Below are 17,902 nucleotides of genomic sequence, written 5' to 3'. Positions count from 1 at the left end.
TCCCGAATATCGTTTCCTGCCTGTCAATATCCTGCAACCTGCCCGTCTTTCCGCATTTCCGATGCGCCGTGGTATACTTTCTCGTCCTGATCGACGAGGATCGCCTGATAACCACCGAAAAAATCCTTATCGGCCAACTGGTGGCCTTTGCGCACCAACGCTTCACGCACCTGTGCCGGAATACCGCTTTCAAGCGCCACTTTTCCACCGTCCGACATGACGGTACCGATCGGCTCGCTGCTGCCCGAATGCGAAAAACGAGCCGCGTCGCCGGCTTCCTGTACGTTCATTCCGAAATCGAGGATGTTGCAAAGGATCTGCAAATGTCCCTGCGGCTGCATGGCGCCGCCCATCACACCGAAGCTAAGGAACGGCTTGCCGTCTTTAAGCACAAAACCGGGAATGATGGTGTTGAATGGCCGCTTCCCGGGCGCATACACGTTGGCATGGCCGGGCGCGAGGGCGAAACTGCTGCCGCGGTTATGTAGCACAAAACCGAGCCCGTCGGGCACCATGCCGCTGCCGAATTCGAGCATGTTGCTCTGGATGAGCGACACCATATTGCCTTCCACGTCGGCGACGGTGAGGTACACCGTGTCGCCGTCTTTCAGCACCGACTGGCTCGGGTAGATTTTCGCAGAAGCCCTGTCCGGGTCGATCAGGTCTCTGCGCTCGGCGGCGTACTTGTCGGATAGCAAGGTCTGCAACGGGATTTTGGCAAAATCCGGGTCGGCATAGTAGCGGGCGCGGTCCTCGAATGCCAGTTTTTTGGCCTCGATCAGCAAATGCAGGTAATCGGCACTATTATGGCCCAGCCTTTTCAGATCGTATCGTTTGAGGATATTCAGCATTTGCAGCACCGAAATGCCCTGGCCGTTGGGCGGCAGTTCGTACACGTCATACCCCCGGTAATTCACCGAAACCGGTTCCACCCACGTACTTTTCGTGGCGGCGAGGTCTTCCTTTCGGATAAACATGCCTGTTTTCCGCGCATAGGCATCGATCCGGTCGGCTATTTCTCCTTTGTAAAACACATCCCTCCCCTCCTTCGCGATCTTCTCATAGGTAACAGCCAGGTCGGGATTTTTGAAAACCTGCCCGTGACGGGGCGCGGCGCCGTTGATCAGGAAGGTTTTGCCAAAGTTTTCAAATTCTGTAATGTCCTTTTGCGCTTTCAGCCGCTTGCACGCGACCTCCCACGAGTAGGCGATCACCTCGGGTACGGGCGCACCTTCCCGCGCGAACGCGATCGCAGGTGCGAGGACATCAGCCATTTTCAGCTTGCCGAAGCGCCGGTGCAATGCGAACCAACCGTCCACAGCGCCAGGCACCGAGATCGACAGCGGCCCGTACAGCGGCATTTGCGTCCTGTCGCCCAGTGCGGATTTCAATTCCTCGTAGGTAAGGCCTTTGGCTGAGCGGCCGCTGGCATTCAGTCCGTAGAGCTTTTTATCCTTCGCCGACCACACGATCGCAAACAAATCGCCGCCGATGCCGCAGTTGTTGGGCTCAATCACGCCCAGGGCTGCATTCGCCGCAATGGCCGCATCCATGGCCGTGCCGCCCTTTTTGAGGATATCGAGCCCCGCCTGGGTGGCGAGCGGGTGACTCGTGGCAACCATCCCGTGCATGGCCAGCACCGGGCTGCGCGATTCGAAATTGGAACCGCTGATACGGTCGCCCCGGCCCGTCTGCGCCGACGTGCCCGTAAAAAACATCATTTGGGACGCCAGCAACGCCCCAATCATCCGGAAATTCATTTTCATCATGGTAACAAGGGTTCAGGCGATTACGTGTCGGTACCGGCGGACCAGAACGCCGCCGGTAGCATGGTGGGCATATGGCAACCCCACTCCTACACCTGCGAATATGCCGTAGGCACGAGAAAACTGTTGCTGATTTTGGAGATCGTGTTGGCATACTGCGGGTCGCCGACCAGCTTTTTCCAGGCAGGGTCTGCAATGAATGCTCCCCAGCCCTTGTCGCGCGCCTCCATGCTCGCGCAGGAAAGCAGGTAGGTCAGGCGCGGGAGCTTGTCGCCGGCTATGACGTCGCCAAAAAACACCGGATTGAGGCCCGCCCGCTGGAAGATAGGAAACTCGCCGTCATGGAACATTTTGATTTTCCGCGTAACCGCCTCCTCACTGTAACCTTCATAGGTCCGAAGCTCAAATACACGCGGCGTCGCGGATGGGACCGTTATGGCGGGCCAGCCTTCAAAAGCAATCATTAAGGAAGCGGTGAAACGACTGTACAATGCCTTGTCGACCGGAATGCCGTTGTATGCCGCACTGTTTTTAATGTACTCCTGATCCGATTTCAATTTTTCATGGATCGTCATGCGCTGCTCCAACGAACCGTAGGGTATCAATGCGAAGAATTTGGCAGGATCCGACGCCCGCCATTCCCGGAAAACGCCCACCGTTTTTACGCCGGCCCGATTCAGCGCCGGAATAAGCGCTGTTTTGAAATAGTTTTCCAGCTGCGACTGATCTGCCCCGAAGCGGAATTCATATTCCCGCCATTCATATATCTCCCTGCTTGCCGCAGGCGTATTGCCGGTTATTGAATTGGCGGTACCCACGGCCGTACCAGCTGTGGCCACAATGGATGATTGAAGAAACTTCCTGCGCTGCATAAAGAATTAGTGTTTTCAGAATAATAGGTTAAAAGTGCTTTTTGCATTGAGTACCGCCACGCTGGAAGGGGACCAGCCATTGAGCAAAATCGCGATAGTCGTCTGATGCTCCGGAAGATAGAACACTTTTCCCACAAACCCATACACGTGTCCGTCATGACCAATGGCGGTACCATGGTCCGTTTCGATTTTCATCAACCCTAACCCGTATTGTTTGTAATATTTCAGCTCGTCGGGCAATGTAGCAGGGTCAATATCCTGGTAGGTTTGCATGAGTGCGAGCGAGGCGGGCGACAGGATTTTTCCGGTCAGCAAGGCTTCCAGAAATGCGGCCACGTCGTCGGAGGTCGAGATCATCCCGCCGTCCAGCTGTCCCTCGCCGCCTACGGCATTGTTATCGACCCAGGTCACCTCCTGCATCGCACCGTCGGTTTCAAAGTAGGACTGCGTAAGCGATGTCGGCAAAACCAAGCTGGCGGAGGTATTGTGCAATCCCAGCGGAGCTATCGCTTTTTCACGTACAATATGGTAGGCACTTTCTCCGGTAACCGCCCGGATAATCTCCGAAAGCAGCAGGTAATTGGTATTACAATAATTGCCCTTACCCAGCGGAAAATCCGCCGGTTTGTCGTACACGAGCGCGAGGTTCTGCGCGGCCGAATACTTCACGATACGTCCGCTGGCAATGCCTTCGATCGTCTCATCACCAAGGTACTCACGCACGCCCGAGGTGTGGTTCAGGCATTGCTCGATGGTCGCCTCACCGGCATTGGCAATGCGGCTGGTCATTTCGGATGGCAGGTATTTGCTGATTTTGTCGGTGATCGATAGCTTCCCGTCCTCCTGCAACCGGAGGATGGTGACGGCCGTAAAAACCTTCGACATGCTGCCGATGCGGAGGGTATTCCCGGCACTCATGGCAATACCCTTTTCCTTATCGGCATAGCCGCCCGTGCCATGCCAAATGCCCCTGGGCGAACGGACGGTCACGCTCACGCCCGAAGCGCCCGCCTCCATGAACCGGGTAATGATGCGCTGGTATTTCCCGGCGTCGGGGTGATCCACGGGCGGGACGTGATCGGTGGTACAGGAGAGTGTCCAAATTGCGAGGACGGGGATAAGGAAAGCGGTGCGCAATACCGTGCGGATGCTCCGGGGCCGGGCCTGCCGGCGGGTAGTCTGGTTTTTCATCTTTGCTGATTAAATGTTCGCCACAAAGATGAAATCCGGGGTGCCAGGCATCGCCCCGGCGTGTAGGATGGTACGAATTCGGCCATTCGGCCCGGATGATTCCTATTGGAGATGAATATCCCGCCGGGCAAGGAACTCACTGGGCGATAAGCCGGTATGCTTCTTGAAATTACGATTGAAAGATGTTTTGGAATTAAACCCGCATTCAAGCGCCAGGTGGAGCAAAGTATACCTCTGGTTTTCAGGCAGCACGGCAATCCTGGTAAATTCGGCGATCCTCAGTGCATTCACATAGTCGTAAAAACTCTTGTTACCCACCATATTGATCACCTGCGAAAGATGGTTGGCATTGGTGCCGAGCTTTTCCGACAGCTGTACCAGGGTAAGCTCGGGGTCGGTAAAAAGCCGCTCACGCGCCATCAGTTCTTCCAGGTTTTCGTACATCTGCAAGGCCGCATCACGGCTCAGCCCCGACCTCGCATACTTCGATTTCACCACAGCATCCATTGCCGCATTACCCGCGTCCGCAGTCGGCCCCTCAGGCCCCGCCTCTCCTGCTGTATCCTGCAAAGCACTTGTACTGCTCTCCATTGCAGGCTCCTGCTCCCACGCGAGCCGGGATTGATCGGTAAAAATCCCGGTCTGCCGGATGCCGAAATAGCCGATGAAGCACACGAATGCCACGACCGTCCCGAAAATGTAAGCCTCGTTGTCGAGAAAGATCGTCAGCCAGATCACCGATATCCCTGCAATAAGATACCGCAGCCAGGCCAGATTGATCTTTTCAGTATTGGAGAACCGGGCATCGATGCGCTTTCGATGCCTTTGCAGCCGCAGCCACGACGCCCACGCATACGACGCTCCTGAAAGCACGATCGCGCAGAGCAATACCAGCTGTCGTTCACGAAACCCTGCCCCTTCATGTTGGTATACCCAAATCTTTCGCTCTGGCGCCAGCATATAAAACGGGATAATGTAGAGATAAGCCAGCACCACAGGCAGGAAATGAAGCAACCGGTAGCGCCGCCTGGACGTGAGCCGTGTTAGCTCGGAGGTGTACAAGTACAGCAGCGGCCCGTATGCCAGCGGAAGCGGGATTTCGACACCCAGCAAATAGGGAAATCGAAGGTATTTCCCGCTCGCAACCGAATAGTAAAATCCCAGGTGCACACCAATCAGCAGCAGCCAGATCAGTAACACATAATCGGCGCTGGTCTTATGCTGCTTACCCCATAAAATGACAGCCAGAAAGAAGGTAATTGCCAGCCCTATCAGACTCAACATGCGAAATAGCGGAAATGCGAATACGGTTAGTGCTGGCTAACTTAATGATTTTTACAAGAATCCTGCTATCCTCCGTTAAACTGCATTCAGCGAAAAAATCTTCTCCAACTGCCTTTGGTTAACCCGCGCGGGCGTCGCTTGCATGATCAGATTGCGCAAGCCGACCATCAAAGGGTTGCGTGCGTGCGCCACCTTGCCAATGCGCCAGCTCGTGTTAACGATGTAATGCGCTTTCGGCATGCGGACAGCCGGATAGCGGCGAATAGCCTCGTCCAGTGAACAGGTTTTGAGCAGCTCGCCCATCGCGTACGCATCCTCAATGGCCTGGCACGCCCCTTGTCCCAGGTTAGGTGTGGTGGCGTGGGCAGCATCGCCGATCAGGCAGGCACGGCGATCGCTCCATCGCGACATGGGTTTCAGGTCAAAAATCGGTGCGACGATCCGCCCGGAGGATGGTGTGGCCTCAATAATCTTCCCGACCAGCGGGTGAAAGTCGCTTAAAAAAGGGGAAACGTCGGATGTGATGCCGGCCAGGTCCTGGTCAATCAGCAGGTACCAGTACACTTGCCGTTCATTCAGCCTGACGAAACCAAAGCGCTTCCCTTTTCCCCAGGCCTCATTCAGTTCGTGATGGTAGCGCTCCGGGAGCTCGTAATCCGTCACGCCCCGCCAGCAGTTTTGCCCGGCATCACGCAATTCGCCATTACCGAACAATGTGGTTCTCAGCCGCGAGCGGAGACCATCCGCGCCCATCAGGTAAGCCGTCGCAGCAGTGGTACCATCTTCAAACGACAGTTCATAGGCAGTTCCGGTTTGTGAAACGCCTTTCAATCGCTTGTTCAGAACGATATGGTCCGCGCCCACCGCATTGACCAGAACCCTGTGCAGATCGGCACGGTGAATAGCAATGTTATGCAGGCCCGACCGCTCCTCAAACCATCGGAGGTCATTCGAAGATAGTGGGCTCAGGTCAGGACGGGTAAGGTTCATCACCGAAATGCGGTTGCCAAGCGCAGCGGCTTCTTCCGCAATGCCCCAGGCATGGAACGCCTGCATGGCATTGTTCGCGATCATAATGCCTGCGCCCACGGGTTCCAGCGCGGGTGCACCTTCATAAATACGGAATGGTATCTGGGCTGATTTTAATGCAAGGGCCGTGGACAATCCGCCGATCCCTGCTCCGATAATGGCTACTTCCATGTTTTTACAGTTGGTTATTTGTAGCCGCTAAATTGGTTTACGGGTAGGCTAAAAGACGTTCACTTAAGTTAATTAATGATCCGTTTCCGAATACGGCTCAGCGACTGGGGCGTAATGCCCAGGTAGCTCGAAATGTATTTCAAAGGGATTTTCTGAACAATTTCCGGCATTTTGCTCAGCAACCTGAAATAGCGTTCTTCCGGCCCGAAGAACAACAGGTCTTCGATCCTGCGCTTGGCTTCGAGGAAACAAACGTCGGGGATCTTGCGACTGAATCGCAGCCAAAAAATGTCGCTGTCGATGAGCCGGTCGAGGTCGTGCTTGTCAAACAGCAACACCTCGGTATCCATCACGGCTTCGATGATGAATCCTGATCGCCCGCCCGTGAGGTAACTTTCATAATCCCCGAAAAAATCCCCATTCACTTGCAGCAGGAAGCTGATTTCCTGCCCGGATTCCATCACGCAATAGGTCCGCAGCGCCCCGTTCACAATGTATCCCAGGTGGTTGCACACCGTATCCCTTTGAAAAACGACTTCGCCCCGCCGGCAATGCTTCACCTGTGCAATGTCCATCAGCTCGCGCAGGCGGCCGCCTTCCAGCCCCAATCTTTCCCCCAGAAAATGTTCGATCTGCATACTGTTTGTTCAACCAGGTGACCAAATTAGCCAACACCGCCCTTAAAACAACTTTTCGTGTGACAGATCATTCATCTTCACATAGTCGGACGGGCGGATTCCGATGATTTTATAAAAGGTGGTGCTGAACGTCGGGACGCTGTTGTAACCCACCAATGCCGCTGCTTCCTTCACGGGCATATGCTCTTCGAGCAGAAAACGCAATGCCCGCATCATCCGCTGGATGGTCAGGTACTGGACGAACGACATCGCCAGGTCTTTGTGAAACAACCTGGACAGGCTGCGTTCGCTAAAACCGAACCGACGGGCCAGCTCCGGGAAGGCGATGGGCTCTTGCAGGTTGTCCTCCATAAAACGTATCACCTTGTCGAGGCGTTTGTCTTTGGCGTAAGGCAATGCGAGCGGCAGGTTATACATACTTATTTCGGGCAATATGTATTTCAATGCCATTGCAAACAGGTAACTGCTTTTGTCGGCCTCGTTGATATCCCCGCTCCACTGATTACTGAAAATCACCATTTGCAAAAGCAGGTCGTTTACAGGATAAATGCCTGTTTCGAAGTAGAAAGGCTGGTCTCCGGGTTCTACCGGAAAATACAGGTTCCGCATGATCACGTCCGGCGAGCCCGGATGAATGCTGTGCTCCACGCCGGGAGGGATCCATAGATAATGCCTGGCCGGCAGAAAATAGGTCTTCTGCGGTGTCACCACATGCACGATCCCTCCCTGTGTGTACAGGAACTGACCCTTATGATGCATATGAGGGGCCACGTCGTTTTCGCCCATCAGGTCGTGCATGCAGTAGATGCTGCGGGGCTGCTTGTCGACCTCCGTGAGGTAATACATCCGGTCGATTTTGGACATGGCGTAAATGGATAAATATTTGACTTTGCAAGATAATAAAGCCATACCAAAACGTCGCACCTTTGCTTCACAATTTAAATCACCCATAAGTCCTATCGCAATGAGACCTGCGGCCGTGTTCTGGCAGTCCACACTCAGCAAAGTGCAATTCCGAACAAAACTATCCCCGAGAATTTATTACTCATTATCAACCCATTGCAAAACAGGATCTGTGACAGCCAGCGCGGTATTTGCCGGTGCGTTGTTGCTCTCTTCCGCAACGCAGGCACAAACCGCCCGGCGGGTTTCGCTGTCCGAGGCATTGCAAATCGCGGTGGCCAATAACCGCGACATCCGGCACGCCAGGATCGAGCGGGCGGTGACCGAGGCCGACATCGACGAAAAGAAGGAGCTGCGCCTCCCCGAAATCGACTTTCACGCGTCCTATGCCCGCATTACCGACCTCACCGAATACCGCCACGGCCTGGGCGACAAGGTTGTGACGCATACCATACCCGTGATTGCCGACCTCACCGGCTCCGCAAAAATGCCGCTTTACACCGGCGGAAAGATCCGGTATGCGATCCGGAAGGCGCGGCAGCAGGACGAGATTGCCTCGCTGGTGGTGCTGAAAACGGAAAACGATGTAAAAATGGAAGCGACCGAGCTGTTTTTCAGTGCCTATAAAATGATGGAGCTCGACAAGCTGCTGCAAGAGCATATCCGGGAGGAAGAAGACCGGCTTGCGGAAGTGCGGTCGTTCAAGGCGCACGGCACCGTCACCCGGAACGAAGTACTACGGGCCGAATTGCAGCTTTCCGATATGCGCCTCTCGCGCACCACCAACCGAAGCAACATCGAAATCGTGCTGCATGATTTGCATACTTTGCTGGAAATGCCGGAAGAGGTATCGCTCGAACTCGACACAACCCGTCTGCTGGACGGTGCCGTACCGGTTGAAGACAGGCATTTCTACCTCCGGGCGGCGCTCAACAAAGATGAAATGCGCATTTCCGAAAAGATGGAAGCGGTTTTTGAAACAGACCAGCGGATCACGCGGGCGGGTTACCTGCCGAATATCCACCTGTTTGCCTCCTATGGGTTCAATTACCCCAACTATATGTTTTTCCCGCCCGATCCGTACCTGTACACACTAGGGCGCGTGGGTGTCGAGGCTACTTACAGCCTTTCCAATTTGTATAAAAACAAGACCCGCACACACATCGCACGCATGCGTACCGAGGCGCAGCACGCACAGACGGCCATCGTTAAAAACCGCGTAACGGACAATGTTTTCAGGCAACACGCCGAACTGAAAGACCTCCTCGAAACCATTCCCGTCAAAGAAAAGGCCGTGACACAAGCGACCGAAAACTACCGCATTGTAAAACTCAAATACCTGCACCAGCTCGCGTTGATCACCGAAATGCTCGACGCCGACAACGCGCTCCTCCAAGCGCGGTTCGATCTGCTGACGGCCCGCATTCATGCCACCGTCAAACACCGCCGACTGCTGTACGCATCCGGCCAGCTGCCCTGAGGCCGGTTTACTCCCATACATCCCAAACACATTCTCATGAAAATCCGCAAAACCCCGGCCGAACACGGCCCATTCCATACCGCCATCACCATCATTGCCAGCGTAATCGCATTGGCCGGCATTGGGCTGGGCGTATGGTTCTTGATCATTTACAGCAACTACGAAGAAACGAACGATGCCCAGGTGGACCAGTATGTAACACCCGTGGCAACCCGGATCACCGGCTATGTACAGCAGGTGCGCTACGAAGAAAACCAGTTTGTACACCGCGGCGACACCCTTATCGTGATCGACAACCGGGAATACCGGGCGCATTGGGGCATGGCCACAGCCGAGATCAGCAATGCCCGGCACCACGTTTCGGCAGCCCGTAAAAATGCCGCGTCGACCCAAAGTCATGTGGCCGTAGGTCAGGCGCAGTTGGATGCGGCCCGCACGCTGGTTTGGAAAACAAAGCTGGAATACGAACGCTATGAAGCCCTGCTGCACGAAGAGGCTGCCACCGAACAGCAAGTCGAGCAAGTACGGGCCGACTACGAATCCGCACAGGCGCATTATGAAGAAGTGAACCGGAACATCCGGGCATCGGAGCTGGCTACTTCGGAGGCGCTCGCGCAGGTGCCCGTGGCCGAATCGATGATGGAGGTAAGGAATGCGGCTGCCGACAATGCGGCATTGTACTTATCGTACACCGTCATTACGGCGCCTTACGACGGCTGGGTAGGCCGGAAAACCATCCAGCCCGGACAGCTCGTGAAGGAAGGCCAAACGCTGGTGTCGGTGGTGAGCCGCGAAAAATGGATCACCGCGAATTTCAAAGAAACGCAGATCGCCGATATGACGGTCGGGCAACCCGTTACTTTCAAAGCCGATGCTTCCCATGGACGCACTTTCAACGGCCGGATCGAGTCGTTTTCGCCTGCAAGCGGCGCCCGGTTCTCTATTCTTCCGCCCGACAATTCGACCGGCAATTTTGTGAAAATAGAGCAGCGCATTCCGGTTCGCATTGCCCTTACCGACCCCGGTTCGCAGACGGCCTTTCTCCGGGCCGGCATGAACGTCACCGTTACCGCTGCCCACCAGCATTGATGCCGTGAACAAGCAACCTGTTTTTAAAAGCTGGGTACCCGACTGGCTCATCAAATCGGTGCTGATATGCTGTATGCTGCATACGATGGTGCTGCTCGGCTTGTACACCAGCAATATGACCTACTCGGCGAGCTTTCTGGACGTCGAGCCGGAGGATCTGCAATTTGCCATGAGCGTCACCTACGGCACATTCCTGGCGACGTTGCTGGTCGAGAACCGCATCTTCCGGTACTTTCCTACACGGAATTACTTTATCGCCATCTACGCGCTCGCCGCGCTCACATTTATCGCGTCGGCATACACGCACGATTTCGTCCTGTTTCTCATGCTCAGGGCAGCGGAAGGAGTTCTAATGGCCCTACCTTGGGTACCGCTGCGCATTTTGCTGCTCACCCGCTTCCAATCAAGGAATGCGACCATCATCGTGTTTTCCTTCACCTACGGAATGCTGCTGATGGCCTCTCCTTTCATTATGAATATCGCCGTGTGGCTGCTCGAAAACTACGATTGGGACTACATGGCCTACGGCTCTGCATTTTTCCAGCTCCTGTGCGTCGCATTGGTGCTCCTGATCTTCAACGGGCACCGCTTCCATCGCAAAACGCCGCTCTTCCAGATCGACTGGGCGAGCCTCGTGCTCGTGCATGCGGCCATTCTGTGCGGGGCGTTCGTGCTCGTGTACGGGGAGAAAAAGTACTGGTTCCAATCACCGCTCATTGTCGCGGCCTGTGCCGGTGCGGCTGTTGCCTCCGCCCTTTTCATATTAAGACAACAGCTCGTCAAGCGACCGTGTTTTGATTTCGCGGTGTTCCGGTATGCCAACCTCCGCACGGGCCTGCTCCTTTTTATTGTTTTCTATATTTCAAGGGCGACGCTCAATCTCTGCCATCAGACCATGACAAAAGTATGGAACTGGGAGCCCGTCAGAGTCGCGCACATCCAGTATCTGAATGTGGCCGGCAATGCCATCGGCATGCTGATCGCCGCGGCTTGCATGTCGCGTTCGGTCGCCGCGCGGTATATTTTCATGCTGGGGTTTTCGGTACTGGCCATTCACCACCTGTGGATCACGTTCCTGTTCGTGCCCGACGTGTCGCTGGCCGACATTGCCGTGCCTTACCTCCTGCAAGGCGTCGGCGTGGGGGTGATTTTCGTGCCGCTCGTATTGTTCACCGTTTCTTCCACACCTTCAAGCCTCGCCCCGTTTGCGGGGACTGTCGGCGTCACGGGCCGTTTTTGGGGCAGCACGTTGGGTTTTTGTATTATGCAAAATGCGCTGGTCTTTTTACAGCAAATGCATTACAGTAAATTACAGCAAATGCTAACCCCCGAAAATGCCGAAACGCAGCATTGGCTGGCCGGATCAACCGCCCGTTTCGTTTCCAAAGGCTTTTCGGAAGACCAGGCGACCGGCCTCGCATTCCGCCAGCTCAACCAACGGCTCACCACCCAAACCACGCTCCTCGCCGAGATGGAGATTTTTACATTTGTTGGGTATGCATTACTGGCCGCCGTGGTACTGTTGCTGCTCAACAAGCATTTGCGGCAGACATTCGATATTTTGAAAAACCGGATTTGGGGTACTTAATAAAAAAGACGGCCGGCAACCAGGCCGACCGTCTACTTTGCTGAAACGGGGTCACGATTCTACCGATCCGGCTAACGTTGTTCGTCTCCGCCGCCTAGCGCCCGGTAAAGGTCTGTCACGGCATTGAATTGCTCGCGGCGGATATTGATGGCTTCGAGGTCGTTCTGCAACGCGTTGTTCTGCGCGGTGATCACTTCAAGGTAAGTCGCCATTCCGCTCCGGTAGAGCACGAGGGCGTCCTGGTTAGCTTTGGTCAGCGACTCCTTTTTTTCACCCACCAATCTCAGCCGCGTTGCCACGTGCTCCGATTTGGCCAGGGCATCCGAAACCTCCCCTACGGCCGCCAGTACCGACTGCCTGAACTGTACCGCTGCCTTCTGCTGCTCGATCTGCGCGATTTCGTGGGCCGTTTTCAGCTGCTTTTTCTGGAAAAGCGGCTGCGCGATATTCACCGCCACGGTTTTCACCATCGAGCCCGGCAAATCGAACCAGGTATTGAACTTGAAAGAGTTCGCACCGATGGACGGCGAGAGGCTGATCGCCGGGTACATGGCTGCCTTGGCCAGTCCGGTCTGCGAATTGGCTGCAATGACGGCGTATTCGGCAGCCTTTACATCCGGCCGGCGGCTCAGCAGGCGTGCCGGGACATCCGCTGGCAAGGTTACGCCTGAAACCAGCGACGCAGCCGCGCCGGAGCGCTGGATGCTGTCGGGATAGCTGCCGCAAAGGATGCTCAATGCATTTTCCTGCACTGCAATATCCTGCAATGCGGCGGGCACGAGCAGTTCGGCGGTTTTCTTCTGCGCCTCCGCCTGCTCCAACGCCAGCGAGTTCACCTGCGCCGACGCATATTGCAGGCGAATCATATTCAGCGTGCTATCTCCCAGTTCCACATTCCGGCGGGCGATTTTCAGCTGCTCGTCGAGCGTTACAAGGTTATAATAAGCCTGCGCGACCTGCACCACAATACGGGTACGCAATGCCGACAGGTTTTCCTTTTGGGCAAAATAATTGGCCAATGCCCCTTCCCGCTGCATGCGGGTTTTGCCCCAGATATCGGCCTCCCAGCTCAGGCGGATGGTCGCACTGTAATCGTCCATGTAGCTGGTTCCCAGGAACTGGTCGCTGAGGGAGCCGTTGAGCGAGTTGGTGGAGAGCCAGGTACGGTTAGCCCCCACGCTAAGGTCGGCGGTTGGCAGCAGGCCTAGCTTCGCCTGCCGGTAGGTGAGATCGAGCTGCTGCATATTCATCATCGCCACAGCAATGTCGTTGTTGTGAACCAATGCCTTTTCGATGAGCTCGGCAAGGGTGGTATCCCTGAAAAACTCGCGCCACGAAAGCGTCACCGAATCCGCTGTGAGGGCGATCGGCTGCGCCTCGGGCGACTGCCCATTCCCGGATTGCCGGTATTGCTCCGGCAGGTTCAGGTCGGCGCGGCTGTACTCCTTCCCTACCCGGCAAGCCGAAAGGGACAATGCCAGTACCAGGCCGGTTATGATATATCGATTGAATGTTCTCATTATTATCCGTTTACAATTTCAACTGGCCTTTTACGCGACACCTTTTCCTGCAAATACTGGAAGAGCATATACAGCAACGGGATCACGATTACCCCGAGCACCACACCGCTGAGCATCCCCATAGCGGCCCCGGTACTGATCGATTTGTTACCCGAAGCCGAGCCGCCGGTAGCCAGCATCAGCGGCACCATTCCCACGATAAATGCCAGGGAGGTCATGATAATAGGGCGCAAGCGTGCTCGCGCCGCATCCAAAGCCGATTCCACGATCGACAACCCCGCGCGCCGCCGCTGCACGGCGAACTCCACGATCAGGATTGCGTTTTTGGCCAGCAAACCGATGAGCATGATCAACCCGACCTGTACATATATATTGTTGTCGAGCCCGATGGACTTGATGCCCAGGAATGCCCCGATGATACCCGTCGGGATCGAAAGCAGTACGGCCAATGGCAGCAGGTAACTTTCGTATTGAGCCGCGAGCAGGAAGTACACGAACAACAGACTGAGCGAGAGGATCAGCATGGTTTGGTTTCCTGAGGATTTTTCTTCCAAACTCAGCCCCGTCCATTCGTAGCTGTAATCGCCCGGCAGTTTACTCAGCACATTGGTTTCGAGGTTATCCATAATCGCCCCGCTGCTGGCACCCGGCGCAGCCACCACATTGATCGTCAACGAATTGTAGAGGTTATACCGGCTCACCGACTCCGGTCCGTACACTTTTTTGAGCGTTACCAGCGATTTCACCGGCACCATCCCGCCCTGGTCGTTGCGTACGAATATCTCGTTAAATGCCTCCTGGTCGGTCCTGAAAACGCCGTCGGCTTTCACATTCACACGGTAAAACTTCCCGAAACGGGTGAAGTTCAGCGACTGGTCACCAGCGAAGTAGGTTTGGATCGTACCCAGCATACCATCCACATCGACGCCCATTTGCGTGGCCTTTTCTTCGTCCACTTCCAGTTCCAGCTGCGGGTAGTCGGCGCGGAACATCGTGTATGCATATTGCACGCCCGGCTGCTGCATGATCTGGCCCATTACGCTGTCGGCCATGGCTTTGAGCGCCGCCGGATCACGGCCCATACGGTCCTGCAATACGATTTCGGCGCCGCTGGTGATCCCGTAGCCTTCCACAGGCGGAGAGCGGAATGCCATTGCCGTACCTTCTTTCACGGTAGCGAGCTTGCCGGAGATGATACCCAGGATTTCGTCGATGTCCTGCACCTTCCCGCGGTCTTTCTGTTCTTTTAATTTCACAAAACCGGTTGCATAGGCGGCACTGGCATTACCACCGAGGATATTGAATCCGGTAATGCTGGTGTTGCTTTCAATCGCTTCTACATCGGCCAGAAGTTTGTCGATCTTGTTGGCGGCTTCGGTCGTACGGGAGAGCGCTGTGCCCGGGGGCATCCCGAGGCTGTATACAATAAAGTTATCGTCCTCCATCGGCACGAAGCTGCGCGGGGTGGTAGTCATGAGATAGACCGCAAAACCGGTGATCGCCACCACAATTCCGGCAGCCAGCCATTTTTGTCCGGCCAGGAAACGGACGCCTTTGACATACCGGCCCGTCATGCTGTTGAAACCCGAATTGAATGCCGTAAAGAACCGCTGGCTGAAATTCATCGGCTTACCATGGCTGCCTTCGGCATGCGTGTTTTTCAAAAGCAATGCACAAAGCGCGGGAGTCAGTGTCAACGCATTGATCGCCGAAATGATGATCGCGATGGCCAATGTGTAGGCAAACTGCTTGTAGAACAGCCCCGAAGAGCCGGTCATGAAGCCAATGGGGATAAACACCGCCGACATTACCAGCGTTATGGAAATCACCGCGCCCGTGATCTCGCCCATCGCACTGTGCGTAGCCTCGCGCCCGCTCATATGCGAGCCTTCCATCTTGCTATGCACCGCCTCCACGACCACAATGGCGTCATCGACCACGATCCCGATCGCGAGTACCAATGCAAAGAGGGTCAGGATGTTGATCGTAAACCCGAATGCAAGCAGGAAAAAGAATGTCCCGACAATAGCTACCGGCACTGCGATGGCCGGAATGATCGTCGATCTGAAATCCTGCAAAAACAGGAACACGACGATAAACACCAGCACAAACGCTTCGATCAATGTGGATTTCACCTGGCTGGTACTTTCATCGAGCCGGTCTTTGGTGCTCATCAATGTGGCATAGCTGATCCCCGGCGGGAACGAGCGGGATGCTTTTTTGATCTCGTCCTTCACGCCGATCTCAATCTCGTTCGCATTGGAACCGGAAGTTTGCAGGATCGCCACCGATACGGCATTACGGCCGTTGTCCTTGTTATTACCGCTGTAACTGATCGACCCGAACTCTACGCGTGCCACGTCTTTCAGCCGCACCAGCTCGGTACCGTTCCTTTTCACGATGATATTCTCGTACTCTTCGGGCAGGTTCTTCTTGCCTTTGTACCGGATCACAAATTCCAGCGCAGCATCCGACTCCTCGCCCAGCTTACCCGGCGCGGATTCGAGGCTCTGGCGACCAATGGCCGAGGTAACATCCGAAGGTACCAGCCCATAGCCCGCCATTTTCTGCGGGTTCAGCCACACACGCATCGAGTAATCCTTTGACCCGAACACCTGTGCCTGACCCACACCCGGCACGCGCTTGATCTGCGGGATCAGGTTGATATTCACATAGTTTTGCAAAAACAGCTCGTCGTATTTGGCATTATCTTCCGCATACACGTTGAAGATCATGATCATACTGTTCTGCTGCTTGGAAGTCGTGAGGCCCATCCGTATTACCTCCTGCGGGAGGATCGGCGTGGCTTGCTGCACGCGGTTCTGCACGTTCACCGCAGCCTGATCGGGGTCCACTCCCTGCTTGAAAATCACGCGGACGGAGAATGTACCGTCATTGCTGGCAGTGGACGAAATGTATTGCATATTCTCCACGCCGTTGATCTGCTCTTCGAGGGGCGTAACTACGGAGCGAAGCACCGCCTCGCTGTTACCGCCCGGGTAACTGCCGCTTACGAGCACGGTAGGCGGCGAAATGTCGGGAAAACGCGTAATCGGAAGCCGGGTAAGGCCGATGATCCCCAGGATGACGAACACGACGGAGATCACCGTTGCCAGTACCGGCCGGTCTATAATTGATTTTAACATGACTTGATTTCAGTTGTTGATGATGCCTTACTTGCCTGCCGCGTCCGCCACGCCGGTCTTGCCCGGTTCTACGGGCATGCCTTCGGTCAGGATGTCGATGCGGTTCAATGCGATGCGGTCACCTTCTTTCAGTCCGCTTTTAATGATATAATGGTTCTTCGCCCGGCCGCCGACTTCAATCGGCCGCATGGCTACCTTGTTGCTGTCGCCCAGGGCGAATACGAAATAACGGTCCTGGATGTCCTTCACGCTGGCGAGCGGTACGGTGAGCGCGTCGGTGAGCGTCCTTCTCAACACCACCTTTCCGGTTCCGCCCGACCGCAGCACTTTGTCGGGGTTAGGGAAAACGGCTTTGAGCGGAATGCTGCCGGTAGCCCGCTCGATATTACCGCTGGCAATTTCTACACGGCCTTTTTGTGTATACGTAGTGCCATCGGCCATGATCAGTTCCACCGTGTTAAGGCCCTCGTCGGTCTTGCGGTCTTTCATGAAGGCGATGAAGTCGGATTCGCTGAGCGAGAAATACACGAACACATTGCTGATCTCCGAAAGCGTGGTCAGCGGTGCGGCGTCGGCCGGCGTTACCAGGTTACCGATCCGGTTGGGAATGCGGCCGATGTAGCCGCTTACCGGCGCCTTGATGAGGCTGAATGCCGCATTGATCTGCGAGGAGCCCAATGCCGCCTTCGCCTGCGCGACCTGCGCCTTCGCGGATGCGTAATTCGACTCGACCGTTTGCAACTGTACGGGCGACATCACCTTGCCCTGTACGAGCGGCTTCATCTTTTCCAATTCGATCCGCGCACTTTCCTCGGCGGCCAATGCGGCTTTCAAAGCGGCGTCGGCATTGTTGACCTGCTCCTGGAACACATCACCCTTGATGCGGAACAGCGGCTTGCCTTTTTGCACATACTCGCCCTCGCGTACGTAAATTTCATCGAGATAGCCCGACACCTGCGCCTTGATATCGACATTCACCGAACCCTCGATCGAGCCCGGGTATTTTTTCTCCACCTGCGCCTCCGATTGCCGGATCTCCTGGAAATCGACGCTCACGGGTGCATTCTGCATGGGCGGCTGCTCCTGCTTCGGCCCGCAGGACGATACCCACGCGACCAGTCCGATGAGCAAAGCCTGTTTTGTTTTTTCACGGCTCAACATGAATCCCTGTGTCATTTTTAGAAGTTGATTTTTGTGCAAAAAAATGCAGATTTCGGGCCTGTGA

At 55.3% G+C, this 17,902-nt stretch carries 13 protein-coding genes; 3 read left to right on the top strand and 10 right to left on the bottom strand.

What is annotated here, in order from left to right:
• Positions 1–23: 23 nt before the first annotated feature.
• The 7 genes from ggt to CLV60_RS01325 form a co-directional block, all read right to left on the bottom strand.
• A complete protein-coding gene (gene ggt, locus CLV60_RS01355; RefSeq protein ID WP_374755639.1) occupies positions 24–1,748 on the bottom strand; it encodes a gamma-glutamyltransferase in 1,725 nt (574 codons plus the stop codon).
• 107 nt (positions 1,749–1,855) lie between these two features.
• Entirely contained in the window at positions 1,856–2,638 is a 783-nt protein-coding gene (locus tag CLV60_RS01350) for an NIPSNAP family protein (protein WP_106593584.1), read from the bottom strand.
• 15 nt (positions 2,639–2,653) lie between these two features.
• A complete protein-coding gene (locus CLV60_RS01345) occupies positions 2,654–3,829 on the bottom strand; it encodes a serine hydrolase domain-containing protein (protein ID WP_106593583.1) in 1,176 nt (391 codons plus the stop codon).
• Positions 3,830–3,931: 102 nt separating this feature from the next.
• A complete protein-coding gene (locus CLV60_RS01340; protein WP_106593582.1) occupies positions 3,932–5,113 on the bottom strand; it encodes an AraC family transcriptional regulator in 1,182 nt (393 codons plus the stop codon).
• 75 nt (positions 5,114–5,188) lie between these two features.
• The gene (locus CLV60_RS01335; protein ID WP_106593581.1) at positions 5,189–6,313 is read right to left on the bottom strand and encodes an FAD-dependent monooxygenase; all 1,125 of its coding nucleotides are present in this window, start codon (positions 6,311–6,313) and stop codon (positions 5,189–5,191) included.
• Positions 6,314–6,381: 68 nt separating this feature from the next.
• Positions 6,382–6,951: a Crp/Fnr family transcriptional regulator gene (locus CLV60_RS01330; RefSeq protein ID WP_211302173.1), complete on the bottom strand. Its 570-nt coding sequence runs from the start codon at positions 6,949–6,951 to the stop codon at positions 6,382–6,384.
• A 42-nt stretch (positions 6,952–6,993) separates the two neighbouring features.
• A complete protein-coding gene (locus CLV60_RS01325; protein WP_229210759.1) occupies positions 6,994–7,815 on the bottom strand; it encodes an AraC family transcriptional regulator in 822 nt (273 codons plus the stop codon).
• Between the two features lie 211 nt (positions 7,816–8,026).
• On the opposite strand from CLV60_RS01325, the gene CLV60_RS01320 reads away from it, so the two are divergent.
• Genes CLV60_RS01320 through CLV60_RS01310 form a run of 3 tightly spaced genes read left to right on the top strand, consistent with a single transcriptional unit; the run spans position 8,027 to position 12,011 of the window.
• A complete protein-coding gene (locus tag CLV60_RS01320; RefSeq protein ID WP_170118687.1) occupies positions 8,027–9,334 on the top strand; it encodes a TolC family protein in 1,308 nt (435 codons plus the stop codon).
• A gap of 36 nt (positions 9,335–9,370) precedes the next feature.
• The gene (locus CLV60_RS01315) at positions 9,371–10,423 is read left to right on the top strand and encodes an HlyD family secretion protein (RefSeq protein WP_106593579.1); all 1,053 of its coding nucleotides are present in this window, start codon (positions 9,371–9,373) and stop codon (positions 10,421–10,423) included.
• A gap of 4 nt (positions 10,424–10,427) precedes the next feature.
• Complete coding sequence (locus CLV60_RS01310) at positions 10,428–12,011, top strand: MFS transporter (RefSeq protein WP_106593578.1); 1,584 nt, start codon at positions 10,428–10,430, stop codon at positions 12,009–12,011.
• Positions 12,012–12,082: 71 nt separating this feature from the next.
• Here the strand turns inward: CLV60_RS01310 and CLV60_RS01305 are convergent, their stop codons facing one another.
• Genes CLV60_RS01305 through CLV60_RS01295 form a run of 3 tightly spaced genes read right to left on the bottom strand, consistent with a single transcriptional unit; the run spans position 12,083 to position 17,853 of the window.
• Positions 12,083–13,531, bottom strand: a complete 1,449-nt coding sequence (locus CLV60_RS01305; RefSeq protein ID WP_106593577.1) for an efflux transporter outer membrane subunit — start codon at positions 13,529–13,531, stop codon at positions 12,083–12,085.
• Positions 13,532–13,533: 2 nt separating this feature from the next.
• Entirely contained in the window at positions 13,534–16,677 is a 3,144-nt protein-coding gene (locus CLV60_RS01300; RefSeq protein WP_106593576.1) for an efflux RND transporter permease subunit, read from the bottom strand.
• A 27-nt stretch (positions 16,678–16,704) separates the two neighbouring features.
• A complete protein-coding gene (locus tag CLV60_RS01295) occupies positions 16,705–17,853 on the bottom strand; it encodes an efflux RND transporter periplasmic adaptor subunit (protein ID WP_106593575.1) in 1,149 nt (382 codons plus the stop codon).
• Between the last annotated feature and the right edge of the window lie 49 nt (positions 17,854–17,902).

It is taken from the genome of Dyadobacter jiangsuensis, from assembly GCF_003014695.1.
In the GTDB taxonomy this organism is placed as follows: Bacteria; Bacteroidota; Bacteroidia; order Cytophagales; family Spirosomataceae; genus Dyadobacter; species Dyadobacter jiangsuensis.
Note: the sequence above shows the minus strand (reverse complement) of the source record. Positions and strands in the feature narration are given on the sequence as shown.

Bases quoted from the DNA above. Each gene is read 5' to 3' on its own strand.
- ggt (WP_374755639.1), bottom strand. From the start codon at position 1,748: ATGATTGGGGCGTTGCTGGCGTCCCAAATGATGTTTTTTACGGGCACG.
- CLV60_RS01350 (WP_106593584.1), bottom strand. From the start codon at position 2,638: ATGCAGCGCAGGAAGTTTCTTCAATCATCCATTGTGGCCACAGCTGGT.
- CLV60_RS01295 (WP_106593575.1), bottom strand. From the start codon at position 17,853: ATGACACAGGGATTCATGTTGAGCCGTGAAAAAACAAAACAGGCTTTG.
- CLV60_RS01345 (WP_106593583.1), bottom strand. From the start codon at position 3,829: ATGAAAAACCAGACTACCCGCCGGCAGGCCCGGCCCCGGAGCATCCGC.
- CLV60_RS01330 (WP_211302173.1), bottom strand. From the start codon at position 6,951: ATGCAGATCGAACATTTTCTGGGGGAAAGATTGGGGCTGGAAGGCGGC.
- CLV60_RS01315 (WP_106593579.1), top strand. From the start codon at position 9,371: ATGAAAATCCGCAAAACCCCGGCCGAACACGGCCCATTCCATACCGCC.
- CLV60_RS01300 (WP_106593576.1), bottom strand. From the start codon at position 16,677: ATGTTAAAATCAATTATAGACCGGCCGGTACTGGCAACGGTGATCTCC.
- CLV60_RS01340 (WP_106593582.1), bottom strand. From the start codon at position 5,113: ATGTTGAGTCTGATAGGGCTGGCAATTACCTTCTTTCTGGCTGTCATT.
- CLV60_RS01305 (WP_106593577.1), bottom strand. From the start codon at position 13,531: ATGAGAACATTCAATCGATATATCATAACCGGCCTGGTACTGGCATTG.
- CLV60_RS01325 (WP_229210759.1), bottom strand. From the start codon at position 7,815: ATGTCCAAAATCGACCGGATGTATTACCTCACGGAGGTCGACAAGCAG.
- CLV60_RS01335 (WP_106593581.1), bottom strand. From the start codon at position 6,313: ATGGAAGTAGCCATTATCGGAGCAGGGATCGGCGGATTGTCCACGGCC.